Here is a 16712-nt window from a genome sequence, read left to right on the forward strand (position 1 = left end):
GGGATCTCGCCATCGGCCCGGCCGGGAGATCCGTACGGGAACGTCCTCGCGGGCCGGTGGCCCGCCCCGGCGCCGCGGACCGTCACGCCCCGCTCCGGCCCGGTGTTCCCGGGCATCGCGGCCGGGCGGGGCGGCTGCCTCCGGGGCGTCGGGGCCCCGCCGGACAAGGCACCGTAAGCAGCCGCTTACGATGGTTTCCTGCCATTTTGCACAGCACCACCCAGGAGCATCACCCGTGAGCGTCGAACCCCTCCAGTCCGCCCGCCCCGTCCCGTTCGGGCAACTGGTCCCCGTCATCGTCCACTTCGACGACCTCGACGCCCTGGGCATGCTCCACAACTCGCGCTACCCGGTGCTGGCCGAACGCGCCTGGGCCGACCACTGGCACCGCCACGGCTTCACCTTCGAGGGCGACTGGGCGGCCGCGAGCGACATGTGCAACGTGATCAAGGAGTTGAAGGTCTCCTACGAGCGCCCGATCACCCGCCCCGGTGGCTACGCCGCCCACCTCTGGATCGAACGTCTCGGCCGGACCGGTATGACCTACGGCTTCCGGATCTGCTCCGCCGACGGCACCGAGACCTACGCCCACGGCCACCGCGTGATCGTCCGCGTCGACCCGCACGCCCTCCGCCCCACCCCGTGGTCGGACCGCGCCCGCACCCTCGCCGCGGAACTCCTCCGTCCCGCGCCGGACGAGACGCTGCCGGAGGGCGAAGCGGCCTGACCCGGCCGGACACCGGTGCCGGGGGCAGCCCGCGGAGCGGACGGCCCCGGCACCGTCACGGCTGCGGCGGCGCCTCCGCCGTGGCCGAGTTCTCCGCCGCGGCCGGGAGCTCCGTCGCGGCACGGGCCTCCGCCGTCGCCGCCGGTGCCGGGAGGGACGGCAGGCGCAGCACCCGGGCGCCCACGATCACTCCCGCGGCCAGGACCGTCACCAGCCCGAACGACATCGTCAGGGAGGTTGCCTGAGCGATGCCGCCGATGGTGGACGGCGCGATCAGGCCCGAGGTATAGGTGATCGTCGCGACGCCGGAGATGGCCTGGCTGGGGGCGGGACCGCTACGGCCCGCGGCCGCGAACGCCAGCGGTACCACCACCGCGATCCCCAGCCCGACCAGCGCGAACCCCGCCATCGCCACCACCGGGTGGGGGGCGGCGACCACGAGAAGACCGCCCGCCGTGGCGAGGATGCCGCCGCACCGCACGGTCCGCACCGGGCCGAAGCGGGCCACCACCCGGTCGCCCGCCAGCCGTGCCGCGGCCATCGTGCAGGCGAACGCCGTGGTGGAGGCGGCCGCGGGGCCCGCGCCCGTCCCGAGGACGTCCCGCAGATAGACCGCGGACCAGTCCAGGCTGGCGCCCTCGGCGAACACCGCGCAGAACCCGACCGCCCCGATGACCAGCGCCGACTTCGGCGGCAGCGCGAAACGCGGCGGCGCGGGCGCATCCGCGGCGCCCCGCAGGTCCAGCACCCCGCCGCACGCCAGCGCGCCCGCGAGGGTCAGTAGGAGGGCCGTGGCGCCCAGATGCAGCCGGGCATCCGTACCGGCATGTGCGGCCACCGTGCCCGCCGCCGAGCCGAGCAGCGCGCCGAGGCTCCACATACCGTGCAGCCCCGACATGATCGACCGCCCCAGCCGGTCCTCCGTCGCCACGCCCAGCGCATTCATCGCCACGTCCGACATGCCCGCGCTCGCGCCGTAGACCAGCAGCGCCGGGCAGAGCGTGTACAGGCCGGGGGAGAGGGCCGGGAGGATCAGCGACAGGGTCCACAGGGCGAGCAGACCGCGCAGCGCGGTACGGGCGCCGAAGCGGTGGCTGATCCGCCCGGCGAGCGGCATCGCCAACGAGGCGCCGATCGCGGGGAAGGCCAGGGCGAGGCCGAGCTGCCCCGCACCGATCCCGGTGTGCTCCTGGATCCAGGGCACCCGGGTGGCGAAGCTGCCGGTCACCGAGCCGTGTACGAGGAAGACCAGAGAGATGGCCCACCGGGCGCGGCGCAGTGCCGCGGCTGGTGGAGGGATGTCGTGAGGGGCACCGTTGCCGACCATGGCGCGCAAACTATCAGGAACCCTGCCTGTTAATAAGAGGCCCGCGCATAGCCGCTGTTGGGCGTCTGCGCGGAGGCCGCGCCCTCGCCCGTGGAACACCCCCGGCACGCCCGCCGCGGACTCCCGGAACGCGTACCCGTCCGGCGTCCCGGTGACGGTCCGTCAACCCCCTGTGCGTTGTCCACAGGCCGTTCGCCGGGTTGACGGTTTCTGGAAGGATCCCCGCCATGCACGCACCGCGCAGCGAAGCCGTCGGCCGGACCGCCTCTCCCGCCACCGCACGGCGGATCAACGACCGTCTGGCCCTGCAACTCCTCCAGGACGAGGGTCCGTTGACGGCGACCCGGCTCAGGGAGCTGACCGGACTGTCCCGCCCGACCGTCGCCGACCTCGTCGAACGGCTCCGGGCGGCCGGTCTGATCGCCGTCGTCGGGGAGAGCGGCGCCCAGCGGCGCGGCCCCAACGCCCGGCTGTTCGGCATCGTCGCCGACCGTGCCCATCTCCTCGCCCTCGATCTGCGCGACCACGGTGTCAGCATCGCCGTGGCCGACCTGCTCGGCGAGATCCGCGCCGAACGCACCGTGCCGCTCGCGGAGCACGCACCGCCGTTGCACGCCGTCCGGGCCACCCGCCGCGCGGTCGACGAGGCGCTGGCCGCCGCGGGCGCCACCGCACCGCACACCATCGCCATCGGCGCCCCCGGTCTGATCGACCCGGAGAGCGGCCGGATCGGCGGGACGGACTGGGTCCCCCGCTGGCACCACGCGGTGGTGAGCGCCTTCGAGGAGTCCGGCACGCCGGTCCTGTTGGAGAACGAGGTCAACCTCGCCGCGGTGGCCGAGGCCCGCGACGGCGCGGCCCGCGAGCGGGACACCTTCGTCCTGCTCTGGCTGGGGCAGGGCACGGGCGCTGCCGTGGTCCTCGACGGCCGCCTCCGCCGCGGCGCCTCCGGAGGCACGGGCGAGATCGGCTTCCTTCCCGTCCCCGGCACCGGCGGCCTGCCCTCGTCGCACGGTTGCAGCGGCGGTTTCCACTCCCTCGCCGGGTCGGGGGCGGTGGTCCGGCTGGCCGCGGAGTACGGCATCGGCCTGCCGGACCCGGGCCTGGGCCCGGACCCGGACCAGGACCCGGACGCGGCCGGTACGTCCGGCGGTGGGGCGCCGGCCGCCGCCACCGCGCCCCCGGAGCCCGGGGCCGACACGCCCGGGCCCGCCGCCCCCGGAGCCGACGGGCCCGACGCCCCCGATGCCTACGTCACCGCCGCCGAGGCCCTGATGCGGGCCGCCGTCGAACGGCCCGACGGTGCCGTGTTCCTCGACGACCTCGCCGCCCGGGTCGCCCTCGGGGTGGCCGCGGTGAGCGCCGTCCTGGACCCCGGCTGTGTGGTGCTGGGCGGCGAGGTCGGCCGGGCCGGGGGACCGGAATTCGCCCGCCGGGTCGCCGCACAGCTCGCCCGGATCTCCCCGCTCGCCACCGAGGTGCGGGCCGGGACGGCGGGCGGCCGCGGTGTGCTGCGCGGCGCCGTCCTGACGGCGATGGACGCGGCCCAGAACGCCCTGTTCCCGGGGCCCGCCGAACCGCCCCACTGACCGCCCGGACCGTCGGGCCGGTCCCCGCCCCGCCAGGAGCCGTCGGCCCGAAGGGTGCGGAGTTCGCCCCGGAACCGCCGGTCCGGGGGAGGCGAGGCCCGGGCCGGCCCGCCCCGCGCACCCCTCACACCCGCCACCCCGCCCGCTCCTTCAGGAACTGTTCGTACGTCCGTACCCCGACCGCATGACCCGGGGCCAGGTTCTCGCCCGCGCGGAAGCCCGCCATCGTGCGGCCGGGGAGCCACAGAGGGACCGCCAGGCGCCGCCGGCCGCCGTACCGCAGGGTGAGCCGGATCAGGTCCCGGGCGTCGAAGATCTGCGGGCCGCCCATGTCGCCGACCCGCCCGGCGGGCCCGTCGAGCGCCAACTCGGCCAGCCGCACCGCCACTTCGCGTACCTCGATCGGCTGGACGCGCACCCCCGACGGGTACGGCAGCAGCGGGGAGCGGGCGCCCGCCTTCACCAGCCGGAGCACCAGGTCGTGGAATTGCGTCGTCCGCAGGATCGTCCAGCCGGGGCCGTACTGTTCGACCATCCGCTCCACCACCCGCTTGGTGCGGTAGTAGCCGAGCGGGATGCCGCCCACCCCGACGATCGAGACGTAGACCAGATGCCGCACCCCGGCGGCCTCCGCCGCGGCCAGCAGATGGTCCGCCGCCTCCTCGTCCCCGCCCGCCGGCGTGGACGCACAGTGCACCACCGTGTCCACGCCCGCCACCGCCTCCGCCAGCCCGACGCCGTCGCGCAGGTCCACCGCGTACGGACGGAGCCCCGGGACGGTCGGTCCGGCGGGGAGCCGCCGGCTCAGCGAGCGCACGTCGTGGCCGGCGTCGAGCAGCCGGCCGACGACGGCCCGGCCGAGCGTGCCCGTACCGCCGGTCACCAGAAGAGTCGCCATCGCGGATCATTCCTTGAGGTCGTAAGGGTGAGGAGCGCCGTACCCACGGCGGGTCCGTCGTAGGTGTGACATCCATTCCAGGTCCGGCACGCCCCGGAAACCGGTGGTCGCCGAAGCTTGTGAGGCACCCCACAGGGTTCGCCCGCATGGCCGACGATCAGCCGTGGCACACTGGCCGTGTACTGAAACAAGCAGCAGCGCACTCCGGGGTCGGTGTAATTCCGAACCGGCGGTAACAGTCCGCGACCCGTCCGCAGCCAGCGGCCGGTTGAGCAGGTGAAATTCCTGCACCGACGGTGAAAGTCCGGATGGGAGGCAGTGCGCGGCGGGCGAGCTTCGGTGACCGCCGCAGGTGGTGCGTCCGGTGCGTTTTCCGGGCGGCTTCCCCTTTTTCCGCGGTGTGTGTGCCGTCGTTCGTTTCCGCTTCTGCCGTCCAGGCAGCCCCGGAGTCCGTGCCCGAAGAGGCAGGAGGACCCGGTGGCCACTCAAGCCCCCGTCGAGACCGCGGCGATGCGCCGCGCCATCGCACTCGCCGCCCACGGGCTCGGGCACACCAGCCCCAACCCCGTCGTCGGCTGCGTCATCCTCGACGCCGAAGGCCGCACCGCGGGCGAAGGCTGGCACCGGCGCGCCGGTGGCCCGCACGCCGAGGTCCACGCCCTGGCGGAAGCCGGTGAGCGGGCCCGCGGCGGCACCGCACTCGTCACGCTGGAGCCCTGCAACCACTCCGGCCGCACCGGACCCTGCGCCCGCGCCCTCATCGACGCCGGGGTTTCCCGCGTCGTCTACGCCGTCCCCGACCCCAACCCCACCGCGACCGGCGGCGCCGCCACCCTCGCGGACGCCGGGGTCGACGTCGAGAGCGGACTCCTCGCCGACGAGGCCGCCGCGGTCAACGAGGCGTGGCTCACCTCCGTCCGGCTCCACCGCCCCTTCGTCCTGTGGAAGTACGCCGCCACCCTCGACGGCCGGATCGCCGCCGCCGACGGCACCAGCCGCTGGATCTCCTCGGCCGAGTCCCGCGCCGACGTCCACCGGCTGCGCGCCCGGGCCGACGCCGTCGTCGTCGGCTCCGGCACCGCCCGCGCCGACGACCCGCAGCTCGGCGCCCGCGTCACCGGCCTCACCGACGACGAGGTCACCCAGCCGCTGCGGGTCGTCGTCGACTCCGGCGCCACGGCCGTCAAGCCCGGCGCCCGAGTCCTGGACGGCACCGCGCCCACCCTGATCGCCGTCGCCGAGGACGCGGACGCCGCCCACCTCGAAGGGCTCGCGCCCCTGGTACGGCTGCCACGGGCCGACACCGGCCGCGGTCTGCGCATCACCGCCCTACTCCACGAGCTGTACGCCCGCGACGTCCGCTCCGTCCTGCTGGAGGGCGGGCCGACGCTCGCCGGGGCGTTCCTCGCCGCGGGCGCCGTCGACAAGGTCGTCGCCTATCTCGCGCCGGTCCTGCTCGGCGCCGGGCCCGCCGCCGTCGGCGACGCCGGAATCACCACCCTCACCGACGCGTTGCGACTCGATGTCACCGAGACCGTGCGCCTCGGCCCCGATCTGCGGATCACCGCCACCCCCGTCCGCCACACCCCGCACGAGGAGATCTGACGTGTTCACCGGAATCGTCGAAGAACTGGGTGAGGTCACCGCCGTCGAGAACCTCGGCGACTCCTCCCGCTTCCGGCTGCGCGGCCCCGTCGTCACCGACGGCGCCCGGCACGGCGACTCGATCGCCGTCAACGGCGTCTGTCTGACGGTCGTGGACACCGCGGACGGCGAGTTCACCGCGGATGTGATGGCCGAGACGCTGCAACGCTCCAGCCTCGGCGCGCTGGCCACCGGCTCCCGCGTCAACCTGGAGCGCCCGATGGCGCTCGGCGGCCGCCTCGGCGGCCACCTCGTCCAGGGCCATGTCGACGGCACCGGCACGATCACCGAGCGGATCCCCGGCGAGCACTGGGAGATCGTGAAGATCACGCTGGAGCCGCAGCTGGCGCGCTATGTCGTCGAGAAGGGCTCGATCACCGTCGACGGTGTCAGCCTCACCGTCGTCGACGCCGCCGACGACCACTTCACCATCAGCCTGATCCCCACCACCCTCGCCCTGACCACCCTCGGCATCAAGCAGGTCGGCGACCCGGTCAACCTGGAGGTCGACGTCCTCGCCAAGTACGTCGAGCGGCTGCTCGGCCAGGGCGGCACCGCATCCGAAGGAGCCGTCCGGTGACCGCACCGACCTGGCTCAACGGCGAGGCGTTCACCCTCTTCGGACAACACGTCATCTGGTCCGACATGATCGGCAACACCATCGGCCTCGCCGCCCTCGCCCTCGGCTGGCGCCGCTCCATTTGGACCTGGCCCGCGCAGTTCCTCTCCGGCGTCATCCTCGTCGCCGCCTACGCCTCCGCACACCTCAGCGGCGGCGTCGGCAAGCAGCTGCTGGTCATCGTCGTCGCCCTGTGGGGCTGGCGGTCCTGGCGCCGCGGCCGCCGCCAGGCGCAGGACGGTTCCATCGCCGTCCGCTTCGCGAGCTGGCGCGAGCGCGGCCTGCTGCTGGCCGGAACCGCCGCCGGTACCGCCGCCGTCGGCGGCCTCTTCACCCTCGTCCCGCAGCTGTCCTGGAACCCCTGGCCGGACGCGTACATCTTCGTCGGCACGCTCGCCGCGATGGTCGCCCAGGCCCGCGGGCTCGTCGAGTTCTGGTTCGCCTGGCTCCTGGTCGACCTGGTGGGCGTCCCGCTCGCCTTCAGCAGCGGCCTCGCCTTCTCCGGACTCGTCTACGTCGTCTACTTCGCGCTCGTCATGTGGGGCCTGCGCGACTGGTGGCTGCGCTCGCGCACCGGCGCCGCCACCGCCCTGGAAGGAGCCGCGGCATGACCGCACTGCAGAGCTGGTACGAGCCCGGCGCCGCCGACGACGCCACCGACCTGACCCTCGACCCCGTCGAGCGGGCCGTCGCCGACATCGCCGCCGGCCGCCCCGTCGTGGTCGTCGACGACGAGGACCGCGAGAACGAGGGCGATCTCGTCCTCGCCGCGGAGAAGGCCACCCCCGAGATCGTCGCGTTCATGATGAGCGAGTGCCGCGGCCTGATCTGCGCGCCCATGGAGGGCGCCGAACTCGACCGCCTCGCGCTGCCGCAGATGGTCGAGCACAACACCGAGTCGATGCGGACCGCCTTCACCGTCTCCGTCGACGCCACCGACGCGCACGGCGTGAGCACCGGCATCTCCGCCGCCGACCGCGCCACCACCCTGCGGCTGCTGGCCTCCGGCGACTCCGTAGCCGGCGACTTCGTCCGCCCCGGCCACATCTTCCCGCTGCGCGCCCGCCCCGGCGGCGTCCTCGTCCGCGGCGGCCACACCGAGGCCGGGGTCGACCTCGCCCGCCTCGCCGGACTCCGCCCGGCCGCCGCCATCGTGGAGATCGCCGGGGAGGACGGCACCATGCTGCGCCTGCCCGAGCTGGTGCCGTTCGCCCGGAAGCACGGCCTCGCGATCATCTCCATCGAGGACCTGATCGCCTACCGCCGCCGCTCCACCCCCACCGTCCGCCGCGAGGCCACCACCCGGCTGCCCACCGCGCACGGCGACTTCACCGCGTACGGCTACCGCTCCACCGTCGACGGCGTCGAGCACATCGCGCTGGTCGCCGGGGAGCTGGGCGACGGCGAGGACGTCCTGGTCCGGGTCCACTCCGAGTGCCTGACCGGCGACGTCTTCCACTCGCTGCGCTGCGACTGCGGTCCGCAGCTCCAGGCGTCGCTGGCGCGGATCAGCGCCGCCGGACGCGGTGTGGTCATCTACCTCCGCGGCCACGAGGGACGCGGCATCGGCCTGCTCTCCAAGCTGCGCGCCTACGAACTCCAGGAGCGCGGCCGCGACACTCTCGACGCCAACCTCGAACTGGGCCTGCCCGCCGACTCCCGCGACTACGCGGCCGGCGCCCAGATGCTCCAGGACCTCGGCGTCCGCTCGGTCCGGCTGCTGACCAACAACCCCGACAAGACCACCGCCCTGGCGCGCCACGGCCTCACCGTCGCCGGACGGGAGCCGATGCCCGTCCAGGCCGGGGAACACAACCTTCGCTATCTGCGTACCAAGCGCGACCGCATGGGCCACGACCTGCCCTGGCTCGACCACCAGGACCAGCGGTAACGCACCTCCCGACCGTCCCCCGAGACCACCACCAGTACGAGGAGAACCGTGAGCGGCAAGGGCGCACCCGAACTGACCGTGAAGAACTGCCGGGACCTGCGGGTCGCCGTGATCGCCGCGCAGTGGCATGAGCAGGTGATGGACGGCCTGGTGAGCGGCGCCCTGCGCGCCCTGACCGACCTCGGCATCGACGAGCCGACCCTGCTGCGGGTCCCCGGCACCTTCGAGCTGCCGGTCGTCGCGAAGGTCCTCGCCGGACGCGGCTACGACGCGGTCGTCGCGCTCGGCGTCGTCATCCGCGGCGGCACCCCGCACTTCGACTACGTCTGCCAGGGCGTCACCCAGGGCCTGACCCAGGTCGCCGTCGACACCGGCGTCCCCATCGGCTTCGGCGTGCTGACCTGCGACACCGAGCAGCAGGCCCTGGACCGCGCCGGACTCGCCGGCTCCACCGAGGACAAGGGCCACGAGGCGGTCACCGCGGCCGTCGCCACCGCCGCCACCCTCCGCACGGTCTCCGAACCCTGGCGCTGACGGCACCGGCCCCGCCCGGGGCCCGTCGCCCACCACCACCCTTCACCCGAGGCGCTGCGCGCCACAGCGACAATGCCCGCTAGGGTATGGAGCACCATGTCCAAGAAGACGTTCGAGGAGCTCTTCGCCGAGCTCCAGCAGAAGGCCGCCACCGGCGACCCCACCACCTCCCGTACCGCCGAGCTGGTGCAGTCCGGTGTCCATGCGATCGGCAAGAAGGTCGTCGAAGAGGCCGCCGAGGTGTGGATGGCCGCGGAGCACGAATCCGACGCAGCCGCCGCCGAGGAGATCTCCCAGCTCCTCTACCACCTCCAGGTCATGATGGTCGCCAAGGGCATCTCCCTCGACGACGTCTACGCCCACCTCTGAGCCCCGCTCGCCCCGTCACCCCTCACCCACCGAAGGAAGAAGAGCACCTCATGCTGCGCATCGCTGTCCCCAACAAGGGTTCACTGTCCGAGCCTGCGTCGGCGATGCTCCATGAGGCCGGCTACCGCCAGCGCAAGGACCGCCGGGAACTGGTCCTCGTCGACGCGGAGAACGAGGTCGAGTTCTTCTTCCTGCGCCCCCGCGACATCGCCGTCTACGTCGGCTCCGGCAAGCTCGACATCGGCATCACCGGCCGCGACCTGCTGCTGGACTCCGGCTCGCAGGCCGAGGAGATCCTCCAGCTCGGCTTCGCCGGCTCCACCTTCCGGTACGCGACCCGCCCGGGCACCGCCACCGACGTCAAGGAGTTCGGCGGCATGACCGTCGCCACCTCCTTCTCCGGCCTGGTCAAGCAGCACCTCGCGGACAACGGCGTGGACGCCGACGTCGTCCACCTCGACGGCGCCGTCGAGACCGCCATCCAGCTCGGGGTCGCCCAGATCATCGCGGACGTCGTCGAGACCGGCACCACGCTGCGCAACGCCGGACTGGAGATCATCGGCGAGCCGATCCTCACCTCCGAGGCGGTCGTCATCCGCCGCACCGGCGCCCCCGCCGACGACCCGAAGGTCCGTCAGTTCCTCCGCCGGATGCAGGGCGTCCTCGTCGCCCGCCGCTACGTGATGATGGACTACGACATCCGCGTCGAGCACGTCGAGAAGGCCGTCTCGCTCACCCCGGGTCTGGAGTCGCCGACCGTCTCCCCGCTGCACCACGAGGGCTGGGTCGCGGTCCGCTCGATGGTCCCGTCCAAGGACGCCCAGCGCATCATGGACGAGCTGTACGACCTCGGTGCCCGCGCCATCCTCACCACCGGCATCCACGCCTGCCGCCTCTGACGGCCCCGCAGCCTCCGCCCCACCACCTCCGACGGAAGACCCACGACGTGTCCGCGCCCCTGCCCAGCCTGCCGGTGACCTTCCGGCCGACCCGTACCCGGGCCGTCCTGTACCTCGTCGGCCTCGCCCAGCTCGCGGCCCTCACCGCGATCGGTGTGGCGCTGCCCAAGCTGTCCGGCGGGGAGCGGATCAGTTTCGTCTTCACCGGTCTGCTGGTGTTCGCCGTCCTCCTGCTGCTCGCCCGCCCCAAGGTGGTCGCCCGGCAGGAGGGCGTCACCGTCGTCAACCTCACCACCCGCCGCGAACTGGCCTGGGCCCAGGTGCTGCGCGTCAACCTCCGGCAGGGCGACGCCTGGGTCCACCTCGACCTCGCCGACGGCACCAGCCTGCCCGCGATGGGCATCCAGCCCGGCATCGCCCGCCAGCAGGCCATCCGCGACGCCCGCGCACTGCGCGACCTCGCCGAACTCCACGGCACCGGCGGCCCCGCCACGGCCTGACCCGCCGTCCGGTGGCCCTGCCGTAAGCGGCTCCTCCCTGTTTACCCTGTTCCCCACGGCGCGCTTCCGCGCCCGCCCCTGCCCGGGGCCACTGCGACCTGAGGAGTGACTCCCTCCAGCAATGGACGGATCGTCCTGTAGTACCTGCGCCGCCCCCTCCGACCCCCCGGATACGACGGAGGCGGCGGCATGACCGGCCCCCTCCTGCTGCTCACCGCAGCGCTCGTCCTCATCCTGGCCAACGGCTTCTTCGTGGCCGCCGAGTTCGGGCTCGTCACCGTCGAGAAGGCCGACGCCGAGCGGGCCGCCGACGACGGCGACCGCCGTGCCGCCACCGTCGTCGCCGCCCTGCGCGAGCTGTCCTTCCAGCTCTCCGGCACGCAGCTGGGCATCACCATCACCTCCCTCGTCGTCGGCATGCTCGCCGAACCGGCGCTCGCCGCCGTCCTCGACGGGCCGCTGACCGCGACCGGGCTGCCCCGCGGCGCCGTGTCCGGCATCTCGGTGGTGACCGGCATGCTCCTCGCCTCCGCCGTCCAGATGGTCGTCGGCGAACTGGTGCCGAAGAACTGGGCGGTCTCCAAGCCGCTCCAGGTGGCCCGCTTCGTCGCCGGCCCGCAGAACGCCTTCTCGCGTTTCTTCCGCCCGGTGATCACCCTGCTGAACACCGTCGCCAACCGGCTCGTCCGCGCCCTCGGCGTGGAGCCCACCGACGAGCTGGCCTCCGCCCGCACCCCCGGCGAACTGGTCTCCCTCGCCCGGCACTCCGCGCAGGCCGGCGCCATCGAGCAGGACACCGCCGACCTCTTCGTCCGCACCCTCGCGCTCGGCGAGCTGACCGCGGAGAACGTCATGACGCCCCGGGTGCGGGTCAGCGCCCTCCAGGCGTCCGCGACCGCCGAGGACGTCGTCAACCTCACCCGCGCCACCGGCCTGTCCCGCTTCCCGGTCTACCGTGCCCGCCTCGACGAGGTCGTCGGCATGGTGCACCTCAAGGACGCGCTGGCCGTCCCGGCGCCCGACCGGCTGCGCACGCCCGCCGCGCGCATCGCGGTGCCGCCGCTCCAGGTGCCGGCGACGCTGCCCGTCGCCCCGCTGCTGGAGCGGCTGCGCAGCGAGGCGCCGATAGCCGTCGTCGTCGACGAGTACGGCGGCACCGCCGGCGTCGTCACCCTGGAGGACATCATCGAGGAACTGGTCGGCGAGGTCCGCGACGAGCACGACCGGGTGGACCTGCCCGAGCTGGCCCAGGCCCCCGCCGAGGAGGGCCGCCCCACCTGGGACGCCGACGGCGGCTGCCGCGTCGACACCCTGCGGCGGATCGGCCTGGCGGCCCCCGACGGCCCGTACGAGACGGTCGCCGGGCTGGTCGCCCACATACTCGGCCGGATCCCGGCCCCGGGTGACACCGCCGAGCTCGACGGCTGGCGGCTGCGGGTGCGGCTGGTCGCGCACCACCGCGCCGAGCGGATAAGGATCGTCCGCACGGCTCCCGCGGGCGCCGCCCGGGAGACCGCCGGCGCCGGGGCGGAGGCGGTCCGGTGACCTTCGCGCAACTCCTCCTCGCCGTCCTCCTCGTCCTCGCCAACGGTTTCTTCGTCGGCGCCGAGTTCGCCCTCGTCTCCGTGCGCCGCAGCCAGATCGAGCCGCTGGCCACCGAGGGCTCCAAGCGGGCCCGGCAGGTGCTGCACGGGCTGGAGAACCTGCCGCAGATGATGGCCGCCGCGCAGTTCGGCATCACCGTCTGCTCCCTGACGCTGGGCGCCGTCGCCGAGCCGACCGTCGCCCGGCTGCTGGAACCGCTCTTCGCCGCGGTCCACCTGCCCGCCCCGCTGATCCACCCGCTCGGCTACGCCATCGCGCTGGCCGTGGTGGTCTTCCTCCACCTCGTCATCGGCGAGATGGTGCCGAAGAACCTGGCGATGGCGGCGCCCGAGAAGACCGCGCTGTGGTTCAGCCCGGGCCTGGTCGCCTTCGCCCGGCTCTGCCGCCCGGTCACCGCGCTGCTCGGCGCCTGCGCCAAGGGGGGGCTGAAGCTCTTCCGCGTCGAGCCGAAGGACGAGGTCGAGGCGGTCTTCACCAGCGAACAGCTCACCCATCTCGTCGAGGACGCCGGACAGGCCGGACTGCTCGCCCCGGCCGAACAGGAGCGGCTGGCCGACGCCCTGGAGCTGGGCAGCCGCCCGGTCACCGACGTCCTCCTCGACCGGGCCCGGCTGGTGACCGTCGATGCGACGGTCACCCCGCGCCAGGTGGAGGAGCTGACCGTCGCCACCGGCTACTCCCGCTTCCCGGTCTGCGCGCCGGGCGGGGCGTACATGGGCTATCTGCACGTCAAGGACGTCCTCGACCTGGAGGAGCGGGACCGTGCGGTGCCGCAGCGGATCTGGCACCCGATGACGACGCTCCGCGCCGAACTCCCCCTGGACGACGCGCTGACCGCGATGCGCCGGGCCGCCTCGCACCTCGCCGCGGTGGCCGGTCCGACCGGCCGGGTGCTCGGTCTCGTCGCGCTGGAGGACGTCCTGGAGATGCTGGTCGGGGAGGTCCACGACCCGGCGCACCGTACCGAGTCGCCCGCGCACGGCGCCCGCGAGGCGGCCGGGCCCGTCCCGGCCCTCGCCCCGGACGCCACCGGCGCCGAGATGCCCGGGGGCGCCGCACTCCCCGCCGGGGACCGCGCGCTGACCGGCTGATCCGGCCGACCGGCCCAGGGGCCCGTCCCGCCGCCGCGCACCGCGCGGTTCAGAGCGGGGCGGGCCCCGCCGCGTCCGGGCCGCGCCCCGACCGCACCTCGCCGTACGCCTGGATCAGATCGGGCAGCCGGAGGGTGGCGAGGTCGTCGCGGCCCGGGGTGCCGCGCCAGGTGGAGAGCCGCAGATCGCGGTAGGCGCAGCTCTTCTCGTACAGGGTGCGCAGGAAGCGGCCGTTGCCGAGTTCGTCGATCCAGCCCTGGTCGACGACGTGGCTGCTGATGCTGCGCAGCTCGTCGCGGGCCTCGTCGTCCCAGCGGTCGCCGTTCTCCTCGGCCAGCACCTCGCCGATCGCGGTCAGCTCACCCGGCCGGTAGCTGGGGAAGTCGACCCGGCTGGTGAACCGCGACGACAGCCCCGGGTTGGCGGCCAGCAGCCGGTCCATGCCCTCCGGGTAGCCGGCCAGGATGACGACGAGCCGGTCGCGGTTGTCCTCGGCCCGCTTGAGCAGCACCTGCAGCGCCTCGTCGCCGTAGGCGTCGCCCTTGCTGTAGCCGGTGTTGGAGAGGCTGTACGCCTCGTCGACGAAGAGGACGCCGCCGAGCGCCGAGTCGATCAGCTCGTTGGCCTTCACGGCGGTCTGACCGAGGAACTCGCCGACCAGATCGGCGCGCTGGGCCTCCACCAGATGGTCGCCGCCCAGCAGGCCCAGCGCGTAGAAGACCCGGCCGAGGATGCGGGCCACCGTCGTCTTGCCGGTGCCGGACGGGCCGGAGAAGACGAAGTGCCGCTTGGGCGGCTGCACCGGCAGGCCCTGCCCGGCGCGCAGCCCGGCCATCCGCAGCTGCGCGGAGAGCGCCCGCACCTGCCGCTTCACCGGCTCCATGCCGACCATCCGCTCCAGCTCCGCCAGCGCCTGCTCCAGCAGAACGGGGTCGGCGGGCCCGGCCGCCCGCCCGGCGGCCCGCTGCCCGGGGACCGCCGCCTTGCGCCGGGCGGCGGACGCCGCATCCGGCACCGCCCCCGCCGCCTCCGGGAAGCCCGGCTCACCGGGCACCGCGTCCCACCCGTCGACGGCGTCGAGCGGTGCGAGCGGGTCCGGATCGCGCCCGGCTTCCTGCCCCGCGGCGGGCACGGTCGCGAGGTCACCGCCCTCCTCCAGCCCGTCGGCCTGGGTGATGGTGGCCAGCCGCGCCGCGGTGTCCATGAAGTGCCCATCGACGCGGTGCACCGCGCGGTAGAGGGGGAGGGCGGCGGCGCTGCGGCCGGTGCCCTCGTGGGCGCGGGCGAGCCAGTACCGCAGCTCCTTGCGCTGCGGCTGTTCGCTGCGGCACCGCATCAGCGCCGCCGACAGCAGCGGCGCCGCCTGCCCGTACATCTCCAGCCGCACCCGCGCCATCCCGCCGAACAGCCCGGCCTCGATGCCCAGCACCGGATCGTCCAGCAGCGGTTCGGCGTGGCGGACGAGCTGTTCCCAGTCCTTGACGAGGTAGGCGCGGCAGGCGTGCAGAAAACGGACCTGCGGATCGGCGTCGACGGGCGGGCAGCCGGCCAGCGCCTGGTCCAGCTCCGCGACATGGCGGCCGTCGAGCCAGTGCGAGGCGTGCGCGAGCAGCAGATCGCGGCGGCTCTCCAGCACCGGCTGCACCCACCAGCCCAGCCAGTACCAGGAGTTGAGCGGACGTCGGTGGCGGGCGCGCTGTTCCCCGAAGCGGTCGCGGTGGCGGTGCATCCGCAGCAGGGCGGTGGAGGTGTCGGCGCGCAACGCGTGGAGGCCGAGCCAGGCGTCGGCCATCGTCGGATCCATCCGTACCGCGGCCCGGAACTCCTCCTCGGCCTGCGGATACGCGCCGACGGTGTAGGCGTCGACCGCGCGCAGCCAGGCGAGTTCGGCCGGGGCGGGCGGCGCGCCCGGTGTACCCAAGTCCATCGCATCCCCCACAGAACGTGCCCCGGTGTCCGCCGACCGGCTGCCACACCATCGCCGAAGCACCGTACGCCGTACGGGAGTTGCCGCCGCCCCGCAGTCGTCACCGGCCCCTCGTACGCCCCTGCCGTGGCACCGACTCGCATGGTACCCGGGGTGTCGCCGCAGGCCGTAGGGGGCGACAGGGGATGCGCGGAAGGGGGCAGAGAGGGGCGCGCGCGGCGCGAACGGGGCGGTGACCCAGGGTGAGGGGGAGAGGGGGCCCGAAGCGGCGAAAAGGGGTGTCCGGGCAGAACGAAGCCCCCGATCACGGGGGAACAACCGGGGGCTTCGCGTCTGCGGGCGACTCCGTGAGCCGCACAATAAGAACGTAAGTCCTGTACGCCCCCCAGGTCAAGCCGAGTTGAGCAGTCGGCGGGTCCTCGCCACCCGGTACCCGTCAGTCCTTCAAGTCCGGTGACACAGGGTAAAGGTGACGTTCCTTCAGGTCGTCGAACCGGGCCCCTCGGTCACCTCGTACCCCACCGCTCCCTGCCGCACCAGAAGGTCGGCGTACGGACGGGACGGATCCCCCGCGAAGTGCGTCCGCTCCGCCGGAATCCAGCCATCCCAGAACTCGGTGAGCGCCGGTCCGTCCCGGAGCCGCCCCCGCTCCCAGGACGGCTCGTCCGCCAGCTCCATCCACAACAGACAGGCCAGCTGGGGCCGGAGCGCCCGGCGCCCGACACCCACGCCCTCCACCAGCACCACCGGCTCCGGCGCCACCTCCCGCACCTCGCCGTACTCCCGGCGCACCCAGTCGTACACCTCGTACCGCGCCCGCTCGCCCCGCGACAGCGGCGCCAGCACCTGTTCCCGGAACCGCTCCGCCCAGCCGAAGAGCCAGGCGTGGCAGGCGAGGTCGTCGGTGCGGACCACCGGCGCGTCGCCGAGCGCCGCGGCCAGCCGCCGGGCGAAGGTGCTCTTCCCCGACCCCGCGTGCCCGTCCACCCCGATCAGCCGCACCGGGCCGCAGGACGGCGGGAGCGCCGCGAGGCGGGCGGCGAGCGGGGCCAGGGTGTCGTTCATCGCGCCAGCGTACGTACCCCGCGGCCG

General features: G+C 74.1%; 16 protein-coding genes and 1 riboswitch. Of the genes, 12 read left to right on the top strand and 4 right to left on the bottom strand.

Going from position 1 to position 16712, the window contains the following annotated elements:
- Window positions 1-235 precede the first annotated feature (235 nt).
- Window positions 236-727, top strand: coding sequence for an acyl-CoA thioesterase (locus ACF1BH_RS10185; RefSeq protein ID WP_391641955.1), 492 nt, complete (start codon window positions 236-238; stop codon window positions 725-727).
- A gap of 55 nt (window positions 728-782) precedes the next feature.
- Here ACF1BH_RS10185 and ACF1BH_RS10190 read toward each other — a convergent pair whose 3' ends face one another.
- Window positions 783-2054 (bottom strand): MFS transporter, encoded by a 1272-nt coding sequence (locus ACF1BH_RS10190; protein WP_391641956.1) that lies wholly within the window; start codon window positions 2052-2054, stop codon window positions 783-785.
- A gap of 227 nt (window positions 2055-2281) precedes the next feature.
- Between ACF1BH_RS10190 and ACF1BH_RS10195 the strand changes: the two genes are divergently transcribed.
- A complete protein-coding gene (locus ACF1BH_RS10195) occupies window positions 2282-3643 on the top strand; it encodes an ROK family transcriptional regulator (RefSeq protein ID WP_391641957.1) in 1362 nt (453 codons plus the stop codon).
- 124 nt (window positions 3644-3767) lie between these two features.
- Here ACF1BH_RS10195 and ACF1BH_RS10200 read toward each other — a convergent pair whose 3' ends face one another.
- Entirely contained in the window at window positions 3768-4541 is a 774-nt protein-coding gene (locus tag ACF1BH_RS10200; RefSeq protein ID WP_391641958.1) for an SDR family oxidoreductase, read from the bottom strand.
- Window positions 4542-4736: 195 nt separating this feature from the next.
- Window positions 4737-4867: riboswitch (FMN riboswitch) on the top strand.
- Between the two features lie 151 nt (window positions 4868-5018).
- Between ACF1BH_RS10200 and ribD the strand changes: the two genes are divergently transcribed.
- The 10 genes from ribD to ACF1BH_RS10250 all read left to right on the top strand — a co-directional run bounded on the left by ribD (window position 5019) and on the right by ACF1BH_RS10250 (window position 13693).
- Window positions 5019-6146 carry a bifunctional diaminohydroxyphosphoribosylaminopyrimidine deaminase/5-amino-6-(5-phosphoribosylamino)uracil reductase RibD gene (gene ribD, locus ACF1BH_RS10205; RefSeq protein ID WP_391641959.1) on the top strand — a complete coding sequence of 376 codons (1128 nt, stop codon included), beginning with the start codon at window positions 5019-5021 and terminating at the stop codon, window positions 6144-6146.
- 1 nt (window position 6147) lies between these two features.
- On the top strand, window positions 6148-6765 hold the full coding sequence (locus tag ACF1BH_RS10210; RefSeq protein ID WP_391641960.1) for a riboflavin synthase: 618 nt from the start codon (window positions 6148-6150) through the stop codon (window positions 6763-6765).
- The gene (locus ACF1BH_RS10215) at window positions 6762-7415 is read left to right on the top strand and encodes a nicotinamide riboside transporter PnuC (RefSeq protein ID WP_391641961.1); all 654 of its coding nucleotides are present in this window, start codon (window positions 6762-6764) and stop codon (window positions 7413-7415) included. Before ACF1BH_RS10210 ends, ACF1BH_RS10215 begins: the two co-directional genes overlap by 4 nt.
- Window positions 7412-8695 (top strand): bifunctional 3,4-dihydroxy-2-butanone-4-phosphate synthase/GTP cyclohydrolase II, encoded by a 1284-nt coding sequence (locus tag ACF1BH_RS10220; protein WP_391641962.1) that lies wholly within the window; start codon window positions 7412-7414, stop codon window positions 8693-8695. The genes ACF1BH_RS10215 and ACF1BH_RS10220 overlap by 4 nt, the downstream gene beginning before the upstream one ends.
- A 48-nt stretch (window positions 8696-8743) precedes the next feature.
- The gene (ribH, locus tag ACF1BH_RS10225; RefSeq protein WP_391641963.1) at window positions 8744-9229 is read left to right on the top strand and encodes a 6,7-dimethyl-8-ribityllumazine synthase; all 486 of its coding nucleotides are present in this window, start codon (window positions 8744-8746) and stop codon (window positions 9227-9229) included.
- Window positions 9230-9325: 96 nt separating this feature from the next.
- Window positions 9326-9598: a phosphoribosyl-ATP diphosphatase gene (locus tag ACF1BH_RS10230; protein WP_391641964.1), complete on the top strand. Its 273-nt coding sequence runs from the start codon at window positions 9326-9328 to the stop codon at window positions 9596-9598.
- A gap of 50 nt (window positions 9599-9648) precedes the next feature.
- A complete protein-coding gene (hisG, locus tag ACF1BH_RS10235; RefSeq protein ID WP_391641965.1) occupies window positions 9649-10497 on the top strand; it encodes an ATP phosphoribosyltransferase in 849 nt (282 codons plus the stop codon).
- A gap of 47 nt (window positions 10498-10544) precedes the next feature.
- Window positions 10545-10997, top strand: coding sequence for a PH domain-containing protein (locus ACF1BH_RS10240; RefSeq protein WP_391641966.1), 453 nt, complete (start codon window positions 10545-10547; stop codon window positions 10995-10997).
- A 189-nt stretch (window positions 10998-11186) separates the two neighbouring features.
- A complete protein-coding gene (locus ACF1BH_RS10245; RefSeq protein ID WP_391641967.1) occupies window positions 11187-12542 on the top strand; it encodes a hemolysin family protein in 1356 nt (451 codons plus the stop codon).
- Window positions 12539-13693, top strand: coding sequence for a hemolysin family protein (locus ACF1BH_RS10250; protein WP_391641968.1), 1155 nt, complete (start codon window positions 12539-12541; stop codon window positions 13691-13693). The genes ACF1BH_RS10245 and ACF1BH_RS10250 overlap by 4 nt, the downstream gene beginning before the upstream one ends.
- A 49-nt stretch (window positions 13694-13742) precedes the next feature.
- Here the strand turns inward: ACF1BH_RS10250 and ACF1BH_RS10255 are convergent, their stop codons facing one another.
- Both ACF1BH_RS10255 and ACF1BH_RS10260 read right to left on the bottom strand, forming a co-directional pair.
- Window positions 13743-15620, bottom strand: a complete 1878-nt coding sequence (locus ACF1BH_RS10255; protein ID WP_391641969.1) for an AAA family ATPase — start codon at window positions 15618-15620, stop codon at window positions 13743-13745.
- Window positions 15621-16100: 480 nt separating this feature from the next.
- Window positions 16101-16685: a hypothetical protein gene (locus ACF1BH_RS10260; RefSeq protein WP_391641970.1), complete on the bottom strand. Its 585-nt coding sequence runs from the start codon at window positions 16683-16685 to the stop codon at window positions 16101-16103.
- Window positions 16686-16712 lie beyond the last annotated feature (27 nt).

Origin of the sequence: Streptomyces sp. NPDC014733, assembly GCF_043083385.1 — a bacterium.
Lineage (GTDB): Bacteria > Actinomycetota > Actinomycetes > Streptomycetales > Streptomycetaceae > Streptomyces.

Excerpts from the sequence above, each read along its gene's own strand:
- ACF1BH_RS10190 (WP_391641956.1), bottom strand. The coding sequence starts at position 2,054 with ATGGTCGGCAACGGTGCCCCTCACGACATCCCTCCACCAGCCGCGGCA.
- ACF1BH_RS10195 (WP_391641957.1), top strand. The coding sequence starts at position 2,282 with ATGCACGCACCGCGCAGCGAAGCCGTCGGCCGGACCGCCTCTCCCGCC.
- ACF1BH_RS10200 (WP_391641958.1), bottom strand. The coding sequence starts at position 4,541 with ATGGCGACTCTTCTGGTGACCGGCGGTACGGGCACGCTCGGCCGGGCC.
- ACF1BH_RS10220 (WP_391641962.1), top strand. The coding sequence starts at position 7,412 with ATGACCGCACTGCAGAGCTGGTACGAGCCCGGCGCCGCCGACGACGCC.
- ACF1BH_RS10230 (WP_391641964.1), top strand. The coding sequence starts at position 9,326 with ATGTCCAAGAAGACGTTCGAGGAGCTCTTCGCCGAGCTCCAGCAGAAG.
- hisG (WP_391641965.1), top strand. The coding sequence starts at position 9,649 with ATGCTGCGCATCGCTGTCCCCAACAAGGGTTCACTGTCCGAGCCTGCG.
- ACF1BH_RS10245 (WP_391641967.1), top strand. The coding sequence starts at position 11,187 with ATGACCGGCCCCCTCCTGCTGCTCACCGCAGCGCTCGTCCTCATCCTG.
- ACF1BH_RS10255 (WP_391641969.1), bottom strand. The coding sequence starts at position 15,620 with ATGGACTTGGGTACACCGGGCGCGCCGCCCGCCCCGGCCGAACTCGCC.
- ACF1BH_RS10260 (WP_391641970.1), bottom strand. The coding sequence starts at position 16,685 with ATGAACGACACCCTGGCCCCGCTCGCCGCCCGCCTCGCGGCGCTCCCG.